The sequence below is a fragment of the Arthrobacter sp. NPDC092385 genome (assembly GCF_044755105.1).
GTDB lineage: Bacteria > Actinomycetota > Actinomycetes > Actinomycetales > Micrococcaceae > Arthrobacter_D.
In genome coordinates this window covers 40,688-60,354 of the sequence record NZ_JBIVQL010000009.1, presented here as the reverse complement: position 1 = coordinate 60,354, position 19,667 = coordinate 40,688, and the positions used below count along the sequence as shown (strand labels likewise).

Annotated in this window: 16 protein-coding genes, 1 tRNA gene and 1 other RNA gene; 8 read left to right on the top strand and 10 right to left on the bottom strand. The window is 70.4% G+C overall.

Going from position 1 to position 19,667, the window contains the following annotated elements:
* Positions 1-164 precede the first annotated feature (164 nt).
* Together ACIQCY_RS12685 and ACIQCY_RS12680 are read left to right on the top strand one after the other, a co-directional pair.
* The gene (locus ACIQCY_RS12685) at positions 165-1,097 is read left to right on the top strand and encodes an ABC transporter ATP-binding protein (protein ID WP_400484248.1); all 933 of its coding nucleotides are present in this window, start codon (positions 165-167) and stop codon (positions 1,095-1,097) included.
* Complete coding sequence (locus ACIQCY_RS12680) at positions 1,094-2,239, top strand: ABC transporter permease (protein ID WP_400484247.1); 1,146 nt, start codon at positions 1,094-1,096, stop codon at positions 2,237-2,239. Before ACIQCY_RS12685 ends, ACIQCY_RS12680 begins: the two co-directional genes overlap by 4 nt.
* Before the next feature lie 3 nt (positions 2,240-2,242).
* Here the strand turns inward: ACIQCY_RS12680 and recR are convergent, their stop codons facing one another.
* The 5 genes from recR to ACIQCY_RS12655 form a co-directional block, all read right to left on the bottom strand.
* Positions 2,243-2,839, bottom strand: a complete 597-nt coding sequence (gene recR, locus ACIQCY_RS12675) for a recombination mediator RecR (RefSeq protein ID WP_400484246.1) — start codon at positions 2,837-2,839, stop codon at positions 2,243-2,245.
* Positions 2,840-3,026: 187 nt separating this feature from the next.
* Positions 3,027-6,779, bottom strand: coding sequence for a DNA polymerase III subunit gamma and tau (locus ACIQCY_RS12670; protein ID WP_400484245.1), 3,753 nt, complete (start codon positions 6,777-6,779; stop codon positions 3,027-3,029).
* Positions 6,776-7,729, bottom strand: a complete 954-nt coding sequence (gene gluQRS, locus ACIQCY_RS12665) for a tRNA glutamyl-Q(34) synthetase GluQRS (protein ID WP_400484244.1) — start codon at positions 7,727-7,729, stop codon at positions 6,776-6,778. The genes ACIQCY_RS12670 and gluQRS overlap by 4 nt, the downstream gene beginning before the upstream one ends.
* A gap of 29 nt (positions 7,730-7,758) precedes the next feature.
* Positions 7,759-7,854: signal recognition particle sRNA small type (ffs, locus tag ACIQCY_RS12660), an RNA gene on the bottom strand.
* A 17-nt stretch (positions 7,855-7,871) separates the two neighbouring features.
* Positions 7,872-9,377: a glycosyltransferase family 39 protein gene (locus tag ACIQCY_RS12655; protein WP_400484243.1), complete on the bottom strand. Its 1,506-nt coding sequence runs from the start codon at positions 9,375-9,377 to the stop codon at positions 7,872-7,874.
* A gap of 140 nt (positions 9,378-9,517) precedes the next feature.
* Here ACIQCY_RS12655 and ACIQCY_RS12650 point away from each other — a divergent pair.
* A tRNA-Ser gene (locus ACIQCY_RS12650) sits at positions 9,518-9,602 on the top strand.
* 51 nt (positions 9,603-9,653) lie between these two features.
* Here the strand turns inward: ACIQCY_RS12650 and ACIQCY_RS12645 are convergent.
* Positions 9,654-10,571, bottom strand: coding sequence for an oxygenase MpaB family protein (locus ACIQCY_RS12645; protein ID WP_400484242.1), 918 nt, complete (start codon positions 10,569-10,571; stop codon positions 9,654-9,656).
* Positions 10,572-10,766: 195 nt separating this feature from the next.
* On the opposite strand from ACIQCY_RS12645, the gene ACIQCY_RS12640 reads away from it, so the two are divergent.
* A complete protein-coding gene (locus ACIQCY_RS12640) occupies positions 10,767-11,270 on the top strand; it encodes a glutathione peroxidase (protein WP_400484241.1) in 504 nt (167 codons plus the stop codon).
* Positions 11,271-11,296: 26 nt separating this feature from the next.
* Here the strand turns inward: ACIQCY_RS12640 and ACIQCY_RS12635 are convergent, their stop codons facing one another.
* A complete protein-coding gene (locus ACIQCY_RS12635; protein ID WP_400484240.1) occupies positions 11,297-12,217 on the bottom strand; it encodes a hypothetical protein in 921 nt (306 codons plus the stop codon).
* Between the two features lie 77 nt (positions 12,218-12,294).
* Between ACIQCY_RS12635 and ACIQCY_RS12630 the strand changes: the two genes are divergently transcribed.
* From ACIQCY_RS12630 to ACIQCY_RS12620, 3 genes are all read left to right on the top strand, one after another.
* Positions 12,295-13,233 (top strand): ribokinase, encoded by a 939-nt coding sequence (locus tag ACIQCY_RS12630; protein WP_400484239.1) that lies wholly within the window; start codon positions 12,295-12,297, stop codon positions 13,231-13,233.
* 121 nt (positions 13,234-13,354) lie between these two features.
* Positions 13,355-13,654: a type II toxin-antitoxin system VapB family antitoxin gene (locus ACIQCY_RS12625; RefSeq protein WP_400484238.1), complete on the top strand. Its 300-nt coding sequence runs from the start codon at positions 13,355-13,357 to the stop codon at positions 13,652-13,654.
* Entirely contained in the window at positions 13,647-14,339 is a 693-nt protein-coding gene (locus ACIQCY_RS12620) for a LytR C-terminal domain-containing protein (RefSeq protein ID WP_400484237.1), read from the top strand. Before ACIQCY_RS12625 ends, ACIQCY_RS12620 begins: the two co-directional genes overlap by 8 nt.
* Positions 14,340-14,392: 53 nt before the next feature.
* On the opposite strand, the gene aceB is transcribed toward ACIQCY_RS12620, so the two are convergent.
* Positions 14,393-16,021, bottom strand: a complete 1,629-nt coding sequence (gene aceB, locus ACIQCY_RS12615) for a malate synthase A (protein ID WP_400484236.1) — start codon at positions 16,019-16,021, stop codon at positions 14,393-14,395.
* A gap of 106 nt (positions 16,022-16,127) precedes the next feature.
* Positions 16,128-17,468, bottom strand: a complete 1,341-nt coding sequence (gene aceA, locus ACIQCY_RS12610; RefSeq protein WP_400484375.1) for an isocitrate lyase — start codon at positions 17,466-17,468, stop codon at positions 16,128-16,130.
* Between the two features lie 118 nt (positions 17,469-17,586).
* On the opposite strand from aceA, the gene ACIQCY_RS12605 reads away from it, so the two are divergent.
* Positions 17,587-19,071: a helix-turn-helix domain-containing protein gene (locus ACIQCY_RS12605; RefSeq protein WP_400484235.1), complete on the top strand. Its 1,485-nt coding sequence runs from the start codon at positions 17,587-17,589 to the stop codon at positions 19,069-19,071.
* 62 nt (positions 19,072-19,133) lie between these two features.
* On the opposite strand, the gene ACIQCY_RS12600 is transcribed toward ACIQCY_RS12605, so the two are convergent.
* A complete protein-coding gene (locus ACIQCY_RS12600; RefSeq protein WP_400484234.1) occupies positions 19,134-19,664 on the bottom strand; it encodes a DUF6328 family protein in 531 nt (176 codons plus the stop codon).
* Between the last annotated feature and the right edge of the window lie 3 nt (positions 19,665-19,667).

The window sequence follows — 19,667 nt, the reverse complement described above, 5'->3', positions numbered from 1 at the left end:
CACTGGCGCCTCGGGAACGCGAATCGGGATCCGACGCCCGTGCCAGTGTAGCGGCGGGGTAATTGCCTGCCCAAAGTCTGGGTCCGAATAAGAACAGGCGCGCGGGCGGAGATCCTCGTGGCCTCTTCCGGTCCGGACGCCCCGGCGTCGCATACCCTCAGACCATGACCAACGAATTTGGGGGAATCGTTGTCGAGGGAGTTGCGCGGAGCTTTGGTTCCGTGCAGGCGATCCGCGACATCGATTTCGTGGCTCCGCCCGGGGAAGTGACCGCTCTGATCGGTCCCAACGGCTCCGGCAAGACAACCCTGCTCCTGATCCTGGCGAGCCTCCTGGCTCCCGATCTCGGCACCGTGCGCGTGGCGGGGTTCGATCCCGTCACGCAGGCCGCCGAGGTGCGGAGCCGGGTCGGGTGGATGCCCGACACCCTCGGCGTGTGGGAGTCCCTGACCGCGCTCGAAGTGCTCAAGACCCTCGGCGCCCTCTACGGGATGAGCGCCGCGGACAGTGCCCGGCGTGCCGACGAGTTGCTGGTCGCCGTGAACCTCACGGAATTCGGCGGGCAGCCGGCGCGCGTCCTCTCGCGCGGACAGCAGCAGCGGCTGAGCCTGGCCCGCGCCCTGATCCACGACCCGCAGGTGCTGCTCCTGGACGAACCGGCCTCCGGTCTCGACCCGGGATCCCGTGTGGAGCTGAGGGCCCTCCTGCGGTCCCTGGCCGCCCAGGGTAAGACCGTCGTCGTATCGAGCCACGTCCTGTCCGAGCTCGACGAGATCGCGGACCGCGCCGTCTTCGTCAGCCGCGGGCAGTCGGTCAAGAGCCAGACGCTGGACGAGGCGGGCAGCCAGGCGCGGCGCTACTACGTCCAGGCAGAACCGATGTCGGCGCTGGCCGGCGCCCTGCAGAGCTACGGAGTCCGGTTCGAGACGAGGGGGGACTCCCGCCGCGAGGAGTTCATCGTCCAGCTCGGCAGCACCGCGGAAGCCTCCTGGCTGCTGCGCACCCTGGTGCTGGACGACGTCGTCATCACCGCGTTCGCGCCCGCCGGAGGCGCGCTCGAAGAGACCTACATGAGCCTGGATACGGACCGACTATGAGCACCGCGACAGAACCCTCGACTCCGCATCCCGTCCGGACCGCCACGAAACTGCCCTTCTGGTCCGCCGTCCGCACCGTCTTCGGCCTCGAGATGAAGCAGAGGCTGCGCGGCAGGGCCTGGTACTGGATGCTCGGCGTCTGGTTCGTGGTGATCGGCGCCATCTTCGTCCTCGCCACCGGAGTGATCGGGGCCACCGACAACGAGGGTGGCATCCTCTTCGACCTGATCGTCGGCTTCGTGCTGTTCTTCGGCCTGCTCGTGGCGCCCGGATTGTCCGCCAACGCCATCAACGGCGACCGCGCCGGCGGCACGCTCGCCATCCTGCAGGTGACTCTCCTGACGCCGGGCCAGCTGCTGCTGGGCAAATGGCTCGCATCCTGGGTGGGATCGCTCGCGTTCCTCGTCCTCAGCAGCCCCTTCATCTTCTGGGCGCTGGCCCTCGGCGGAGTGAACGCGCAGGAGGCGCTGGTCTCCCTCCTGATGCTGGCCGTCGAACTGGGCGTCGTCTGCGCCCTCGGCGTCGGCGTCTCCGCACTCGCGGGCCGGCCGCTCTTCTCGATCGTCAGCACCTACATGCTGGTGGCGCTGCTGGCGGTCGGCACCCTGATCGTCTTCGGGCTGAGCACCACCCTGGTGATGGAGGAGCGGACCACGACGACGTCGTACTACACCTACCCGGAGGACAGCTTCGACAGCAGGGGCGTTCCCGAGGAGGGAGCCGAGATGGAGTGCATCACGCAGACGAGCCAGAGCATGATCCCGCGTACGGAATACATCGCGTGGATGCTCGCCGCCAATCCGTTCGTGGTGGTCGCCGACGCCGTTCCGTACAGCGTCGAGGATCTTCCGGAACCGGCGACGACCGCCGAACTCCGCGCGTACGAGCCCAGCGGGCCCCACTACTCACCGGGCATCATGGAGACGATCAGCCAGGGAGTGCGGGCCGCGCAGGCCGGGCCCGACGTCGACCAGACGTGCGAGGAGTACGCGCAGGCCCTGCGGCCGCTCCCGCAGGAGACCCCGATCTGGCCGCTGGGCCTCGGGGTCCAGCTGGTCCTGGCGGGCGTGCTCCTGCTGATCGGGCGCCGCAGGCTGACGATGCCGGCGAGGCGCCTCGCGCAGGGGACGCGCATCGCCTGAGGATCAGGACATGGCGCGGCGGCCCTCGAACGCGCGTCCGAGGGTCACCTCGTCGGCGTACTCGAGGTCGCCGCCCACCGGAAGGCCCGAAGCGAGCCGGGTCACGGGTATGCCGATGGTCTTGAGCATGCGCACCAGGTAGGTCGCCGTCGCTTCGCCCTCCAGGTTGGGGTCGGTGGCGATGATGATCTCCTGGATCTGCTCGTCCGAGAGTCGGGACAGCAGTTCGCGGATGCGCAGCTGGTCCGGGCCTATGCCCGCGATCGGATTGATCGCGCCTCCGAGGACGTGGTACCTCCCGCGGAAGGACCGCGTACGCTCGACGGCGATCACGTCCTTGGATTCCTCGACCACGCAGATCATGGTCGGGTCGCGGCGCGGGTCGCGGCAGATGGCGCACTGCTCCTGCTCGGCGACGTTGCCGCAGACGGTGCAGAACTTCACGCGTTCCTTGACGGTGGTAATGGCCGTGACGAGGCGCGACATGTCCTCGCCGTCGGCCTCGAGGATGTGGAACGCGAGGCGTTGGGCCGACTTCGGGCCTACCCCGGGCAGGCGTCCGAGCTCGTCGATCAGCTCCTGCACTGCGCCTTCGTACACGGTGATTCCTTATCTGCTGCTCATGACGGTCCCGACGAGCTCGTCGCGGGAACCTGCTGTGTGCTCCCTCCGCGGCAGTGCCCGGGAAGCCTCTTCCATTGTCCGCCCTGCCCGGCGGCGCGGGCCCCACCGGGCAGCACCAGGGTTACGCCCTCAGCGTTGCCGGTGGGGCTCCTACCCGCGGCCCCTACTGGCCATCGACGCTGCGTTCCTCGACGAGGCGTCCGTTGAGGATGCGTTCGATGGCGGTGCGGCCCACCAGCCCGGATTCCTCGATGGTCTCGTCGTCCGCACTGGGCTCGTCCTCGACGAAGCGGAGGTCGACGGTACCCCTCGCGGCGGCGGCCTCCTCGGCCCGCTTACGTTCGGCCTCATCGAGCAGCTGCTGGTAACGGCTGACCGGTTTCTGCCGAACGTGCTCCGCGGAAGCCGGGCGCTCCTCGGTGTCGGCGGTCCCCTGGCGAACGCCGGATGGCCGCGCGACGGAACCCTGTCCTCTGGTGGCCATGCCGACTGCCCCACCGGCCGTCATCGGACCCGGCGGTGAGGACGCCGGTGACGGCTTCGTCGTGGCGGCGGTGCTGCCCGCCCCTGACTGCACTGCCGGACTCCACACCACGGAGCGGGAGGGCGCCGGTTCGGTATCCGGCGGTCCGGTGGGCCGGACGATCGCCGGGCGCGGTGCTCCGGCGCCCTCCGGTGGCGAGGCGGCGGCGACCGGTCCGGGTTTCCGCGACGCATCGCTGTCTGCCTGGCGGGTCTCCTCCGAGGCGCGCATCGAGGTCGGCACCGGGGCGCTGCCCGGTCGTCCTGCCTGGCTGCCGTGCGGTGCCGGTACCGGTGCTGGTGCTCTGCGCTCGAAGGGATCCTCGGGGACGGAGCCCCAGCCCGGGCCGGGATCGAAAGCTTCCTCGGGCGGCTCGACGAGGGCCCAGGAGTCGTCGGACATGGACGGGTCCCATGCGCTGACGGCCTCGGACACCGACGGCTCGGCCTGCGCTGACGCGCGCGCCGCACCCCGAGGGGTGACGGCGGTCGGAGCGTCCCAGCGGGTCTTCCCCGAGCCGCTGCCGGCGGTTCCCCGGTCCGGCTGCGGGTCGGTCTGCACAGGCTGCCCGGCCGCCCGGCCGGCGGTGTGGGAGGGCCCGGGCGAGGCGGCCGTCGACGAGGCGGGCGAACCAGGGGCAGGGTCAGCCGAACCGGGCGCGCCGGGCGGAGTGGCCGACGCCGGCGAGCCGGCAGCACCAGAGGTGCTGGGCGCGCCGGGGGTACGGGCGGTGTCGGGCGTCCCAGGCGAACGGGGCGGAGTGGCCGACGCCGGCACCGGGGATGCACCGGGTGGGCTCGCGGCACTGCCGGACTCGGCCGTGCCGGGCGCGCTCACGACGGACGAGGCGCTCCTGTCCTCGCCCGCACGAGGGGCGGGCGCGGGGCTACTTCCCGCGCCGGGGGCATTCCTCCCCTCGACCTGCGGACTCGCCTCGGCGACCGGACCGGAGTGCCCACCAAGCACTCCGCCGACGGGAGCCTGAGCCGTCCCCGGCGACGCCTGCCGGGCCCCGTGCGGATCAGCGGATGGCGCGGGGGAAACCGGGCCCGGGTTACTCCCCGTGGCCGGCTGGCCGGCCGGTACTTTTGGGCCCGACTCACCCGACCCGCCGGCGTCGTGGACTGCCTCGATGGAACAGGTGAGGCCGAGTACCTTGTGGATGGCCTGCTTCACGTTGTCCATGTGGGGCCCACGCTGGAACCCGATGGCGTTGCCCTGGTTAGCGAAGGCGAGGACCAGCTGGTTGCCCTCGAAGGAACGGGGCTTCGCGGCGACGTTGACGATCAACCAGGTGGCGCGCTTGATCCGCGCGACCTCGTCCATGATCTCGGGCCACGCACGGCGCACCATCTCGACGTTGCCACCGGACGCGGCGGGCTGTCCCTGGTGACCCGATTCGGGTCGGGGGGCAGCCTGCCGGGACTGCTCCGGCATACCCTGGGCCGGCACATCCTGGGCCGGACCGCCCTGCCCGGGCTGAACCTGGCCGGGCTGCATCGGGGCGCCCTGGCCCGGGCCGTGCTGCGCCGGTCCGTCCTGCACCGGGCGGACCGGTGGCTGACCCTCCTGGGGTGACCCGTGCTGCGACGGTGTCGACCACTGTGCCCCGCTCCGCGTGGCCTCGGCAGGGGCCCCGGCCTGGTTCCTCGCGGCGGCGGGCTCCTGCCCGCGGGCCGCGCCTGCCTGCTGCCCGGGAGAGGCGGCGGGCTGTCCTGCCTGGCGGGAAGATGGCGCCGATTCACCGGTTGCGGCCGGGGGAGCGTCCGCCAAGCCGACCTGTGCCGGGCGGTTGTCGACGGCTTCCCCCTGCGGGTTCACCTGCGGGCCGGCAGCGGGCGAATCCTGGGCTGTGGTCGTGGCGGCATCCGCGCTGGGCTGACCGGCGGCAGGCGCCGGACCGGCCGCTGCCGGACTCTTCGACTGCCCGTCGGCCGCGTCGGAGAATGCCGACGTGTTGGACACCCCCCAGCTGCCGCCCCAATCAGGAGACGAATCGGCGCTGGGGGTTCCGGCCGGTCGCTCGACCCGCGCTGCAGCAGGGACGGCGGGCGAGTGCGTGCCGGGGGCAGCACCCTGTGCCGTTGCAGGAACCGCGGGAGCAGCCGTGTCCGCAGAGGGGAGGGACCAGCGGGCGGCGGCTTCCTCAGCGGTCCGGGGAACGCCGTGGAGCCTCGGACGTGCCGGCGGCCTGGGCGCTTCGTCCGCCTCGACCGCAGGTGTGCCGGCGGCATATTCGAGGCGGCGCTCGATGCGGTCCACCCGCGCGAGGGTACCGCGTGCAGTAGCGTCGGCCGCCGGAAGCAGGAGCCGGGCACACAGCAGTTCGAGGTGCAGGCGCGGGGACGTCGCCCCGGTCATCTCGGTCAGCGCCGAGTTGGTGACGTCGGCCGCCCGGGACAGCTCACCGGCACCGAGCTGGTTCGCCTGGGTGCGCATGCGGTTGAGCTGATCGTCCGGGACACCGCGAAGGATCGACGCCGCGCCTTCGGGGACGGCATTGATGACGATCAGGTCCCGGAACCGTTCGAGGAGGTCCTCGACGAAGCGGCGGGGGTCGTGGCCGGTCTGGATCACGCGGTCCACGGCATTGAAGACGGTTGCTGCATCACCCGCGGCCACGGAGTCGACGACGTCGTCGAGGAGGGTGGCATGCGTGTAGCCGAGGAGTGAGACCGCGAGCTCGTAGTCGAGTCCGTTCTCGCCGGCGCCGGCCATCAGCTGGTCCAGCACGGAGAGCGAATCTCGGACGGAGCCGCCGCCGGCCCGGATCACGAGCGAGAGCACGCCCGGTGCCACCGGCACGTTCTCCTGGTGGCACAGCAGTTCGAGGTACGCCATCAGCGGTTCCGGCGGAACGAGCCGGAAGGGGTAGTGGTGCGTGCGCGAGCGGATGGTGCCGATGACCTTGTCCGGCTCGGTGGTCGCGAAGATGAAGAGGATGTGCTCCGGCGGCTCCTCCACGATCTTCAGGAGCGCGTTGAAGCCCGCGGACGTGACCATGTGGGCCTCGTCGATGATGAAGATCTTGAAGCGGTCGCGGACCGGCGCGAAGGTCGCACGCTCACGGAGATCCCGCGCGTCGTCCACGCCGCCGTGGCTGGCGGCGTCGATCTCGATGACGTCGAGGCTGCCGGATCCGTTGCGTGCCAGTTCCACGCAGCTGTCGCACGTGCCGCAGGGAGTGGACGTGGGGCCCTGCGCGCAGTTGAGGCAGCGGGCGAGGATGCGGGCGGAGGTGGTCTTGCCACAGCCGCGCGGCCCGGAGAACAGGTACGCGTGGTTGATGCGGTCCTTGTCGATGGCCGCCATCAGGGGTTCGGTGACATGCTCCTGACCGATGACGTCCGCGAAGGTCTCGGGACGGTAGCGGCGGTAGAGGGCTGTACTCACGGAAAAACCTTATCGGTTGGCGCTGACGGTTTGCATGCCGGGACGGCGGAGGTGGAGAACAGGGCCGCTGGGTCCACGATCCAGGGTTTCCGCGGCAGCCCGGCGGGGTCGAAGGCCGTGAGGGCGGACCCGAGCGGGCCGCCGGGAAGCCCGAGGGAGGCCAGGATGACGTCCAGCACCTCGGCCGGTGTCCGGCCCAGCTCGGCGAGGTCCTCCAGTGTCACAGCGCCGTTCCGTTTTGCCAAGCGGCGCCCCTCGGCCGTCACGGCGAGGGGCACGTGGGCATACGCGGGGACGGGAAGTCCGAGCAGCGTGGCGAGGTAGGCCTGCCGGGGGGCGGAATCGAGCAGGTCGGCCCCCCTCACCACCTGGTCGATGCCCTGGGCGGCGTCGTCGAGCACCACCGCGAGGTTGTAGGCGATCACGCCGTCGTTCCTGCGCAGGACGAAGTCGTCGACCGGAGCGGTGAACGGCCCGGCCAGCAGGTCCTCCACGCTCCAGCTGTCCACGGCGGACCTCAGGCGCAGCGCCGGCCGGCGCTCCAGGCGCCGTCGTGCCCGCTCGCCCTCGCTGAGTTCCCGGCACGTGCCGGGGTAGAAGCCGGGCCGGCCGTGAGGCGCGCTCGCGGCGTCGCTGACATCCCGGCGCGTGCAGAAGCACTCGTAGACCAGTCCGTGGTCGAGCAGCCGGCCGAGCGCCTGCTCGTAGCGTCCGGACTGCTCGCTCTGGCGAATGACGGGGGAGTCGGAGGCGATCCCGAGTGCGGCCAGTTCCGCCAGCTGCTCGCCTTCGGCACCGGCGCGGACGCGGTCCAGGTCCTCGATCCGGATCAGGAAGCGCCGGCCCGTGGACCGGGCGAACAGCCAGGCGAGGACGGCGGTGCGGAGGTTGCCGAGGTGCAGCTGCCCGGAGGGGCTGGGAGCGAAGCGTCCGGCGCCCTGAACTGCCACCGTCCGACCTCCCGCTGACTCGCCCTTAAAGTGAAGACCCCCCATGCACCTGCCAGAGCCCGCTTACCCTTGCTACCTTCCGGTCCTGGGGGAGTTCACAGGATGACACCACATGAGGGGCCGGGAAATAGTCTACAGGCTCTCAATCGAAGTGCTGAAACGCGGGCCAGGTCTCATGCCAGGGGTCGAGAGGGCCAGTGCACACCAGGATCGGCTGGCCCTGCTCCTCATTGTCCACGTCCACGCCATTGTCGAGGGTGCCGGCGAGCCGACAGTCCCTGAACAGGCGGGAGACCCGCTCCGCCTGCCCGCCCACGATGACGGCCGTCGTCGATCCCTCGGGTGGCTGCGCAACGAAGTAGAGCTCGTTGTGCCCGCTGTACGGCTGCGGCAGACCGAGGTCCGGGCCGTACCGTGCCACGGCCCCCGCTTCACCGTAGTTGCTCGTGATGATGACGGTTCCCGGTTTCTCCGCCCTGTGGACCTCCGAGATCTGCTCCACGTAGCGGGGCCAGCCGACCTGGTCCCCGGACAGCTGATTGATGTCCGGTACGGGGCTGCCCCCGAGGGCCCGCTCGGGGAGGACGGGCAGGGCGATCACCGCAGAGATCGCCGCGCTGGCAACGAGACCGAGCATCATCACGCGGCGCCATGCGGTGCGCTTCGCCAGGAACGCCGCCGCCGGGACGCACCCGGCAGCGAAGAGGATGGCCAGCAGGCCGAACGGATAGTAGATCTGGGACCCGGCGGCGAAGGACAGCAGGAGGAGCACAGGGAAAGCGGCGGCCAGGAATCGGACGGGGCGCCACGACGGGCGGCGGGCGAGGGACAGCCACCCGGCGATCCATACCGGCACCTGCGGCGGCCCGAGGAGCACCAGGAGGAACAGCCACATGGTCACGCGGACCTCCCCGGCGTTGTTCCCGGACAGGGCCGCACCCATCCCGACCTGCGGCCAGCCGTGCATGGCCTGGTACAGCAGATTGGGAGCACCGACCAGCAGGGCCAGCCCGGCGGATGCAAGGACTGCCCGTGACCACAGGACCCTGCGTGGACCCAGGATGAGAACGCCCACGGTGAACGACACCAGGAGTCCGGCGATCAGCAGCTTGTTGAACATGCTCAGGCCGACAACCGCGCCTGCCGCGTACCACCACCGGTCCTGGTTCCGCAGCAGCGCACGCATCACGAACAGGCCGACCGCCGGCCAGACCAGGAGATCCAGGGAAGCGGTGAGCATGACGTGGCCCAGCAGCAGCGGCGTGGATGCCGTCGCGTAGGCCCAGGCCGCGAGTGCCTGGGCATAGCGGTCCCCGCCGAGCTCGCGGGTGATGAGTGCGATGACAGGCACGGACCCTGCCGCTGCGACGACGGCCGGGATGCGGATCGCCCATGCCTGGTCCGCGATGGCGCTGATCGCCTGCACCAGCAGGGGAGTCAGGGGCGGCTGATCCACATAGCCCCAGGCGGGATCGAGCATGCGGAAGTACAGTTCGTCGCGGTGGTAGCCGTACCTTCCGCTGGTCAGCGCGAGGACGACGGCGAGGGCGACCGCGGCGGACAGGACCGCGGGGTAGGCGAACTCCGGTCGTTCCGGCCCCACATCGGCCGCGGCGAGCGCGGCGGATGAGGAGCTGCTACCCGCCACAGTGCTGCTCGATCATGCTCCGAGTATGGGGGAGGGCTGCGGCCTCACCAAGGTGTCCGGCGAAAGCGCCGGCTCCGGTCGGGAGGGCACGATTCGGCAGGATCCGCTTGTATGGGTATTCTGGTATCTGCTCCAAATGAGGAGGATTCGCCTAGCGGCCTATGGCGCACGCCTGGAACGCGTGTTGGGTTCACGCCCTCGGGGGTTCAAATCCCCCATCCTCCGCCTTGTAGCTCGAACAGCAGGACCCCGGCCCACCGGCCGGGGTCCTGCTGTTTAAGCCGTCGAGGGGTCGGCCGCCCCGGTGAGGCGGCGGATGCGGTTCTTCGCGGCGGTCTCCGCGGGCCCCTGGGGCCCGAGCCCGAGCCGGATGACTCCCAGGACGAGCCGCACCGCCGTCCGGATGGGCAGGGGGACCGGGCCGAGGGACGGCGTCCGGAGCCCGAGCATCTCGCGGTGCCTCGGCTCGAGGGTGGCCACCGCCCCGGCGAACAGCACCCGGTAGCCGAGGCGCTGGGACCTCGGCAGCGGGGGACGGCGGATGTAGGTCAGCGCCTCCTGCACCTGGTCGCTGTCGGTGAGTTCGCCGTCGAACGCTGCGAGCTGCGCCTTCAGCTCGGCTTCGGACCGCGGCGGGTCCTCGAGCCCCATCAGCTCCCCGGCAGCAGCCCACTCGGCGACGTACTGGTCGGCTCCACCCGGAATGGGGCCGCCATAGGCTGCATGGGCAGCGACGAAGGCGTCCGTGAACGCCAGGTGCACCCAGCGGATCAGGTCCGGATCCGCCGCCGAGTAGGGCCGCTCGGCGCCCCGGCTGTCGATGTACGTGCCGTTGACCCTGGTGTGGAGCCGCTGCACGAACGCGGAGCCTTCCTGGGCGGCGGTCTTCGAGCCGTACGTGACGGTGAAGATCCAGCGGATGGTGTTCGCCAGTCGTCCGAGTGGCTCCTCGCGGAAGCTCGAGTGCGCGTGAACGCCCGCCATGGCTCCCGGATGCAGCGCCTGGAGCAGCAGGGCGCGGATGCCCGCGACGGTCGGCGTGATCGAGCTGTGGACCGTCCACACCGCCGAGCCGATCGGGAAGTAGCCGAGGTCGTCGCCCTTCTCGAACTCGAACTGCCACTGCGGGATGGTGGGATCGCCGTCCGTGAACGTCGTCCGGAGCTGCGTCTTCCACGTGTCGATCAATCCCATGCGACGACCTATCCTGTTGGTGACCTTCGCGGCCGACCCGGGATGTGCCCGAGCGGCCGGTGCACGGCCTTCGTGGCCGCCGTTCCTTCCAACGCATCCGCGGGCCCGTTTGCTCCTGTCCGCTCCCGGACGCCGAGCCATCCGGGCAGCCACGCAGCACGAAGCAGGAGCGCAACCATTTCCAAAGGAGCAACCATGTCCTCGCCCAGCCTGTACGGGATCGACCTCACCATGAACGACGGCAGCCGGAGGTCCTTCGGCGACTTCCGCGGCCGTCCCGTCCTGGTGGTGAACGTGGCATCGAAGTGCGGGTTCACGCCCCAGTACGCGGGCCTCGAGAAGCTCTACGGCAGGTATGCCGAGGAGGGCCTCGTGGTCCTCGGGATGCCGTGCAACCAGTTCCTGGGACAGGAACCGGGAAGCGACGGCGAGATCGCCGAGTTCTGCTCCACCACCTTCGGTGTGACCTTCCCGCTCATGTCCAAGGGAGACGTCCGCGGCAAGGACCAGCATCCGCTCTACGAGCAGCTGACGCAGTTCAGGAACGGCGTCCTGCCCGGGCTCGTGAAGTGGAACTTCGAGAAGTTCCTCGTGAACCGCGAGGGCGACGTCGTCGCGCGCTTCGCTCCCACGGTGGAACCGGACGCACCCGAGGTCATCGCCGCGATCGAGGATGCCCTGGCGCGGCCCGCAGCCTGAACGCGGCGGCCGTTCCCGGCCCGGCCTCAGCCCAGTGACGCGACGCAGCGCGCGAGGAACGCGGCTCCTGCCTCCTCGTGGATGAGCGAGCCCTCCGTGACGACCTCGTACGGCTTCGCGGGGACGCCGTCGGCGGGCCGGACGTCCACGTGCGCGACGTCGAAGCCCTGCTCGTGCAGGTAGTCGGCCATGGCGTAGTCCGTGCGGGAGTCCCCCACGGTCCGCCAGGTGCGGGGGATCCCCATGAGGGGTGCCACGAGCGTGAGGGCCCGCTCGGCGCCGAGGTCCTTGCCGACACGCACCGATTCGATGTCGGTGGAGATGATCGTCGGGTCCACCCGGTACTCGATGTTCCCGTGGCTGTCCGGTTCCTCGCGGTCGAGCCGGCAGGCGCCCATGTCGTGGCTGTGCATGATGTCGAGGGCGTCGTTGTCGAAGGAGCGCTGCGCTTCGAGGTAGTCGGCGTTCGTCGCGTCGAGGGACTGCTCCACGGAGACCATCGACAGCTTCGTCTCGTCGAAGAACATCACGTCCGGGTACTGCTCCTCCACGAGGTCCCGCACGTCGTCGGCGAAGCTCACGGGCAGGGCGAGGTCCCGGTCGATGAACACCTCGCCGGCGCCGTCCGCGGTGAACGAGAACCACGTGGCACCCTTCTCGCAGACGGCGTGGAACGTGATCCCGGCGGGTAGGCCTGCGGCGAGCATCGGCTCCATGACCTGCTGCCGGATGAAGGCGTCAGACCGGCCCGTGTTGAACACCACGGGCCAGCCCGCGGACGCGAGCGTGAGCAGATCGGCGATGATCCCGGCCGGAACAGAGCGGGTGACAGGGCTCGCGACCGGGCCGTCGACGTCGAGCAGGAGCCCCTGGACGGGGTTCCCCTGGTGTGTCGCGGGAGCGGCGGGGGTATCGGGCAGGAGGTCGATCGGGGCGTCCGTAGGCATGGTCCCATTATGTTCCGGAGCCGCACGGTCCTTCCATTCGGGAGGTGCCGGGGCGCCGGCCGTGAAACACTCGCGGGATGAATCCAGTGTCGCCGGGCATCGTCGTCGTCGGGTCCATCAACGCGGACCTCGTGGTCACCCTCGAACGGCACCCGCAACCGGGCGAGACCGTGCTGGGCCGATCGATGACGGTCCTGCCCGGCGGCAAGGGAGCCAACCAGGCCGTCGCAGCAGCGCTGCTCGGTGCCGAGGTGGCGATGGTCGGTGCCGTGGGCACCGATGCCCACGCCGACGTCGCGCTCTCGGCCCTTGCCGCTGCCGGCGCGGACCTGCGAGCGGTCCGGCGGACCGACGGCGGCACGGGCGTCGCCGTCGTGCAGGTGTCCGACGACGGCGAGAACTCCATCGTGGTGCTGCCGGGCGCGAATGCCGAGGTGTCCGCCGGGCTCGTCGCCGCCTCGGCGGACGTCATCCGGGCGGCGGCAGTCGTCGTCGTGCAGGGCGAGCTGCCGGCGGAGGCGACCGAGGCGGCGGTGCGCCTGGCCTCCGGGCGCGTGATCGTCAACCTCGCGCCCGTGATCGGCATCGACCGCGGAATGCTGCTGCGGGCGGACCCGCTCGTCGTCAACGAACACGAGGGCGCCCTGGTCCTCGCGCATCTCGGTGGCGACGCGGTGCCCGGTCACGAGGCGGTCGTCCGGAGCCTCCTGGCCTGCGGCTTCGCGTCCGTGGTGATGACCCTCGGCGGCGTAGGCGCCCTGGTGTCCGACGGCGGCACGGTCCGAGCCGTGCCCGCCCCGCGCGTCCCGACGGTGGACACGACCGGCGCCGGGGACGCGTTCGTCGGTGCGCTCGCCGCGGAACTCTCCGGAGGCACGCCCCTCGTCGACGCCGTCCGGTTCGCCGTCCGTGTCGGCTCCTACGCGGTCCAGGGCGCCGGCGCCCAGCCCTCCTATCCGACGCTCGGCGACGAGCTCCCCGCACTGCCGCTACAGGAGCAGGACGCCGGCACGTGAAGCGGATTCCTGGGGTTTCCCGCCCGCGCGAGGGGCAGGAAGGGGTAACCATTGGGCCACGAGATGACGGCCGCGGCGGCGCCGCGTTCCATTGGCCCGAGCAATTACCTAGGCTGTACCAGTGATCTTCAAAGCAGTAAGTGACGGACGGCCGTACCCGGACCACGGACACGTGACCCCCAAGGACTGGGCGGAAGTGGCTCCCCGGCAGGTGCGGCTCGATGAACTGGTGACCACCAAGACCACCCTCGACCTCGAAGCGCTGCTCGCCGAGGACTCGACGTTCTTCGGTGACCTCTTCCCGCACGTGGTGCAGTGGAACGACGTCATGTACCTCGAGGACGGCCTGCACCGTGCTGTCCGGACCGCGCTGCACCAGCGGACCATCCTGCACGCGAGAGTCCTCGTGCTCAATGACTGAGCACGGCTCGTCGCGCCAGCAGCGGGCGCAGGCGAGGCGTGATCCCACCGAATGGCACGGCCACCGCATCATCACCGAGACGGACCTCGGCGCCGTCTTCACGGAGGACGACGATGCACGCCGGCATCGCGCCTCCATGCGCAGGATCCGCCACGGGGTTGTCCTCGTCCTGCTCGTCGCGCTCCTGGCCGCCGCCGTGTACGTGGCCCTCGGGATCGCGCGCGGCGACATCAGCATCGGGGGCTCCGACGCGGCTCCGGCTCCCGCTCCGACGTCGACGTGTCCGGCCGGTCCGTTCGACTACCAGGACCCGAGTGCCGTCACCGTCAACGTGTACAACAGCACGGACATCGACGGCCTCGCCGGCATCGCGGCGGAGCAGCTGCGGGGCCGCGCCTTCGCGGTCCGCGACATCGGGAACCGCGAGGTCGGCCCCACCGGTATGACCGCGATCGTCGTCTCGGGGGAGGGCGGCCGCGCCAACGCCTTCACGGTGCAGCGCACCATCCCGGACTCGGTCTACGTCGCCGACGAGCGTGAGGACAGGACGGTCGACGTCATCCTCGGGTCCACCTACGCCGGCATCATCCCCCCGGAAGGAGTGGACGTCACGCCCGCGGGCCTCAGGTGCGCACCGGAGGAAGGCTCGACGCCGGCCCCCACCCCGGCAGCCACCGCCCCCTAGCCGGCCCGGACGGGAGGGACGACGCCGCACGCCGTCCCTCCCGTCCGCTGCCGCTATGCCGCGGCCGGCGTCCGGCTGTCCCGGAGGTACTTCGAGTAGGCGGTGACGGTCAGGAACGCCGGGAACTCCTCGCCGAGCGCCACCTCCTCGAAGACCTCGCGGGCCTCGTCGAAGAAGTCGCCGTCGAACCGGGCGAGCGCGTCGAATTCCTCGTCCAGCAGGGCGGTGACCCACTCGCGCGTGATGACGTCGCCGTCCTCCGTGAGGGCGCTCGTGTAGATCCACTGCCAGATCTGCGACCGCGAGATCTCGGCGGTCGCGGCATCCTCCATCAGGTTGTTGATGGCGGCGGCTCCGCTGCCCCGCAGCCAGGACTCGATGTACCGGACGCCGATCTCGAGGTTCTCCCGGACGCCGCGCTCCGTGATGGTGCCCGGCGTGGCCGCGACGTCGAGCAGTGCCCTGTCGTCCGGCTGGACGTCGTCGCGCATCCGGTCGAGCTGGTTCGGGCGGTCGCCGAGTGCGGCGTCGAAGACCTCCATCGCCACGGGTACGAGGTCGGGGTGGGCCACCCACGAGCCGTCGAAGCCGTCATGGGCCTCGCGGGACTTGTCCGCACGGACCTTCTCGAAGGCCAGTGTATTGGCCTGCTCGTCCCGCCGGTTCGGGATGAACGCCGCCATCCCGCCGATCGCGTGTGCACCCCGCCGATGGCACGCGCGGACGAGCTGCTCCGTGTAGGCGCGCATGAACGGTGCCGTCATGGTCACGGCGTTGCGGTCGGGCAGGACGAAGCGCGGCCCGCGGGTGCGGAAGTTCTTGATGACCGAGAAGATGTAGTCCCAGCGGCCGGCGTTCAGGCCCGCCGCGTGGTCCCGCAGCTCGTACAGGATCTCCTCCATCTCGAAGGCCGCCGTGATGGTCTCGATCAGCACCGTCGCGCGGATGGTGCCCTGCGGGATGCCCAGCAGGTGCTGCGCCTGGACGAAGATGTCGTTCCAGAGCCGCGCCTCGAGGTGGTTCTCGATCTTCGGCAGGTAGAAGTACGGGCCCCGGCCCTGCTCCATCAGCGTGCGGGCGTTGTGGAAGAAGTAGAGGGCGAAGTCGAACAGGCCGCCCGCGACGGCGACGTCCTGGATGAGCACGTGCTTCTCGGCCAGGTGCCAGCCCCGGGGCCGCACCACGATGGTCGGCAGGGTCTCGGGGGAGCCCTTCACCCTGTACTCCCTGCCTTCCGGCGAGGTGAAGCCGATGCGGCCCGCGAGCGCGTCCTTCAGGTTCAGCTGCCCGTTGATCACGTTGGCCCACGACGGCGTGGACGAGTCCTCCATGTCCGCGAGCCAGACCTTCGCTCCCGAGTTGAGGGCGTTGATGGTCATCTTGCGGTCCACCGGGCCGGTGATCTCGACGCGGCGGTCCTCGAGCCCCGGCGCCGTCGGTGCGACCCGCCACGACGCATCCTCGCGGATGTGGCGTGTCTCGGGGAGGAAATGCGGGTCGATGCCGGATGCGACGGCCTTCCGCTGGAGGCAACGGTGGCGGAGGAGTTCCTCGCGCCGCTTGTGGGTGGCCTTGTGCAGCGCCTTGACGAAGTCGAGTGCCTCGCGGGTGAGGATCTCGCCCTGTCGCTGCACGGGTGGAGCGTTCAGGGTGATGCGATTCAGGGTGTAGGGGTCGTTCATGGTGTGCTCCTGGGGTGGAAGGGCCGCGAGAGGGCAGAAAGGACCGGCCCGGGCGGGGATTCGTGGTCTTTTCTGTCGCCTCGGCGGGGTGCTGTCGGGGGAAGTGCTAGTGGAACTGCTGCGACTCGGTGGATCCGGCGAGCGCGAGGGTGCTTCCGGTGGGGTTCAGCGCCGTGGCCACGGAGTCGAAGTAGCCGGTGCCGACCTCGCGCTGGTGCCTGGTCGCGGTGTAGCCGCGCGATTCGGCGGCGAACTCGCGCTCCTGCAGGTCCACGTACGCGCTCATGCCGTCCCTCGCATAGCCGTGTGCGAGGTCGAACATGGAGTAGTTGAGGGCGTGGAACCCGGCGAGGGTGATGAACTGGAACGTGAAGCCCATGGCGCCGAGCTCGCGCTGGAACCTCGCGATCGTGGCGTCGTCGAGGTGTTTGCGCCAGTTGAACGACGGCGAGCAGTTGTAGGCGAGCATCTGGTCGGGGAACTCGGCCCTGATGCCCTCGGCGAAGCGCCGGGCGAGGTCGAGGTCAGGGGTGCCCGTCTCCATCCAGAGCAGGTCGGCGTAGGGGGCGTACGCCCGTCCGCGGGCGATGCACGCCTCCAGGCCGTTGCGTACGTGGTAGAAACCCTCGGGCGTGCGCTCGCCGGTGACGAACGGCTGGTCCCGCTCGTCGACGTCGGACGTGATGAGGGTCGCGGCCTCGGCGTCGGTGCGGGCGACGATGACCGACGGCGTCCCCGCCACGTCGGCGGCCAGGCGGGCCGCATTGAGGGTCCGCACGTGCTGCTGGGTGGGGATCAGCACCTTTCCGCCGAGGTGCCCGCACTTCTTCTCCGAGGCGAGCTGGTCCTCCCAGTGGATGCCGGCGGCCCCGGCCTGGATCATCGACTTCATGAGCTCGTAGGCGTTGAGCGGTCCGCCGAAGCCTGCTTCGGCATCGGCGACGATCGGGACGAGCCAGTCCTCGACGGTGGAGGTGCCCTCGGCCCATTCGATCTGGTCGGCGCGGAGGAGGGCGTTGTTGATGCGGCGGACGACCGTGGGCACCGAGTTCGCCGGGTACAGCGACTGGTCGGGGTAGGTGTGCCCGGAGTTGTTCGCATCCGCCGCCACCTGCCACCCGGAGAGGTAGATGGCGCGCAGGCCGGCCTTGACCTGCTGCACCGCCTGGTTGCCGGTGAGCGCCCCGAGCGCGTTGGTGTAGCCACCGGTCCCGGCCTCGGAGGTGAGCTGGCGCCAGAGCTTCTCCGCTCCACGCCGCGCCAGCGTGTGCTCCTCCTGGACGCTGCCGCGGAGACGCACGACGTCGGCCGCGGAGTAGTCGCGCCGGACACCGTCCCAGCGCGGATCCACCGACCATTCGAGCTCCAGCGCCTGGGCTGCGGCAGCGGCGCCCTGGAGGCGGTCCGTGGACGGGGTCGAGGGGGTTGGTTCCTGCGTCATTGTGATCTCCTTGGGTGCTGGCCGGGCTGCCCGGCTGGGGTGGAATCAACAATTCGCCACTTCTGGCGGCCTTCCAAGGGGAAAAGTGTGGAAAGAAACGCACTTCTTCGCTTATCGTCAAGAAATGACGACTCCCGCGTGGACCCGACCCGTTCCTGCGACCCAGGTGCGTCCGCAGGGCGCCCCGCTGGACCTGATCAGCCTCGGCCGGCGGGTCCGGCACCTGCGGAAGGCGCAGGGCATGACGCTCGACGATCTGGGCTCAGCCGTCGGGACGGTCGCCTCGCAGCTCTCACTCATCGAGAACGGCAAGCGTGAACCGAAGCTCGGCATGCTGCAGGGCCTCGCGGCGGCCCTGGGCGTGACGATCGACGACCTTCTGGGAGCGGAGCCGCCGTCGCGGCGTGCGGCGCTGGAGATCGAACTGGAGCGTGCGCAGCGCGGGCCGCTCTACGAATCGCTGGGTCTGCCGAAGGTCCGCATCTCGTCGAGGCTGCCGCTGGAGGTGCTGGAGTCACTCGTGGGGCTGCAGGGCGAACTCGAGCGGCGCCTCGACGAGCAGGTGGCCACGCCCGAGGAGGCCCGGCGTGCCAACGCCGAGCTGCGGGCCGTCATGCGGGAACGGAACAACTACTTCCCCGAGATCGAGGCCCAGGCGCGGACGGTTCTCGACGCCGTCGGCTACAGCGCCGGCCCCGTGTCGCAGCACCTGATCGCCGACATCGCCGCGCACCTCGGGTTCACGCTGCACCACGTCAGCGACCTGCCGCATTCCACGCGTTCCGTCACGGACCTGAAGAACCGCCGGATCTACCTGACGCAGTCGCAGCGGACGGATCACGATCCGCGGTCGGTGCTGCTGCAGGCGCTCGGGCACTACGTGCTGGAGCACCGCACCCCCGAGAACTACGGCGAGTTCCTCCGGCAGCGGGTCGCCACGAACTACTTCGCCGCCGCGCTGCTGCTCCCGGAGCGGCCCACCGTCGAGTTCCTCAAGCGTGCCAAGGCAGCGAAGGAGATCGCCGTCGAGGACATCCGCGACAATTTCGCGGTGTCCTACGAGACGGCCGCGCACCGCTTCACGAACCTCGCCACCGAGCACCTGGACATCAGGACGCACTTCCAGAAGACCCACAAGAGCGGCATCATCTACAAGGCCTACGAGAATGACGGCGTGACCTTCCCGCAGGACCACACGGGCGCGATCGAGGGCCAGCCGTCCTGCCGCCGCTGGACCTCGCGCGTCGTGTTCGACGTGCAGGACAAGTTCCGGGCCTACAACCAGTACACCGACACCCCGAGCGGTACCTACTGGTGCACGGCGCGGACCGAGCGTGCGGCCAGCGGCGAGTTCTCGCTGAGCATCGGCGTCCCCTATGCCCAGGTCAAGTGGTTCCGTGGACGGGACACGGACATCCGGGAGAAGTCCTTCTGCCCGGACGAGGCGTGCTGCCGGCAGCCGCCGTCGGACCTCGCGCGGGAGTGGGCCGGCCATGCCTGGCCGAGCGCCCGGGCACACTCGCACCTCCTGGCCGCGATGCCGCCCGGCGCCTTCCCGGGCGTGGACGAGACCGAGGTCTACTCGTTCCTCGCCGCACACTCGACGTAGGGCGGCACGCGCTGCTCCGAAGGCACCCTACGCGGGCACCCTGCCGGAGTCGGCGTGACGCGTCAGGCGCGTTCCCGGAGTGCCCGACGGCGGACGGCCAGGGGATAGGCGACCCACAGGATTCCCACCGTGAGCAGGAGCGATCCGGCCACGACGAGGCCCGCCGTGCGGCTCACCACGAGGTCGAAGATCAGCCAGGCCGTCCCGGCGAGCACCAGGCCCACGAGGGCGATGGTCGTGCGGATGATCGCGGCCGTCTGCTGCACGAGCGTGGCCTTCACCCGCAGGCCGAACAGGACCCGGTGCAGGTTGACCGAGGAGAGCACCAGGGCCGTGATGAGCGCCGAGAGGCACACCAGGCCCAGGTAGACGGCCACCTGCACGTCGTCGAGCTCGGCGAACCGCGACTGGAAGGGCAGGGTCAGCAGGAACCCGGTCAGGATCTGGATGCCGGTCTGCATGACACGGAGCTCCTGGAGCATCTCCTGCCAGTTGCGGTCGAGGCGCTGGTTCGCGCTCTCCCCGCGTCCGTCGTCGGGAGCGGCAGCTCCCACTGGCCCGCCGTTCTCGGCAGGGTCCGCGGCGGTGCTCATCCC

What these genes read in the sequence shown, in the direction of transcription:
- aceB (WP_400484236.1), bottom strand. Translation starts at nt 16,021, where the DNA reads ATGAACGACCCCTACACCCTGAATCGCATCACCCTGAACGCTCCACCC.
- ACIQCY_RS12640 (WP_400484241.1), top strand. Translation starts at nt 10,767, where the DNA reads ATGTCCTCGCCCAGCCTGTACGGGATCGACCTCACCATGAACGACGGC.
- ACIQCY_RS12645 (WP_400484242.1), bottom strand. Translation starts at nt 10,571, where the DNA reads ATGGGATTGATCGACACGTGGAAGACGCAGCTCCGGACGACGTTCACG.
- ACIQCY_RS12630 (WP_400484239.1), top strand. Translation starts at nt 12,295, where the DNA reads ATGAATCCAGTGTCGCCGGGCATCGTCGTCGTCGGGTCCATCAACGCG.
- ACIQCY_RS12680 (WP_400484247.1), top strand. Translation starts at nt 1,094, where the DNA reads ATGAGCACCGCGACAGAACCCTCGACTCCGCATCCCGTCCGGACCGCC.
- ACIQCY_RS12605 (WP_400484235.1), top strand. Translation starts at nt 17,587, where the DNA reads ATGACGACTCCCGCGTGGACCCGACCCGTTCCTGCGACCCAGGTGCGT.
- ACIQCY_RS12600 (WP_400484234.1), bottom strand. Translation starts at nt 19,664, where the DNA reads ATGAGCACCGCCGCGGACCCTGCCGAGAACGGCGGGCCAGTGGGAGCT.
- ACIQCY_RS12685 (WP_400484248.1), top strand. Translation starts at nt 165, where the DNA reads ATGACCAACGAATTTGGGGGAATCGTTGTCGAGGGAGTTGCGCGGAGC.
- ACIQCY_RS12635 (WP_400484240.1), bottom strand. Translation starts at nt 12,217, where the DNA reads ATGCCTACGGACGCCCCGATCGACCTCCTGCCCGATACCCCCGCCGCT.
- ACIQCY_RS12620 (WP_400484237.1), top strand. Translation starts at nt 13,647, where the DNA reads ATGACTGAGCACGGCTCGTCGCGCCAGCAGCGGGCGCAGGCGAGGCGT.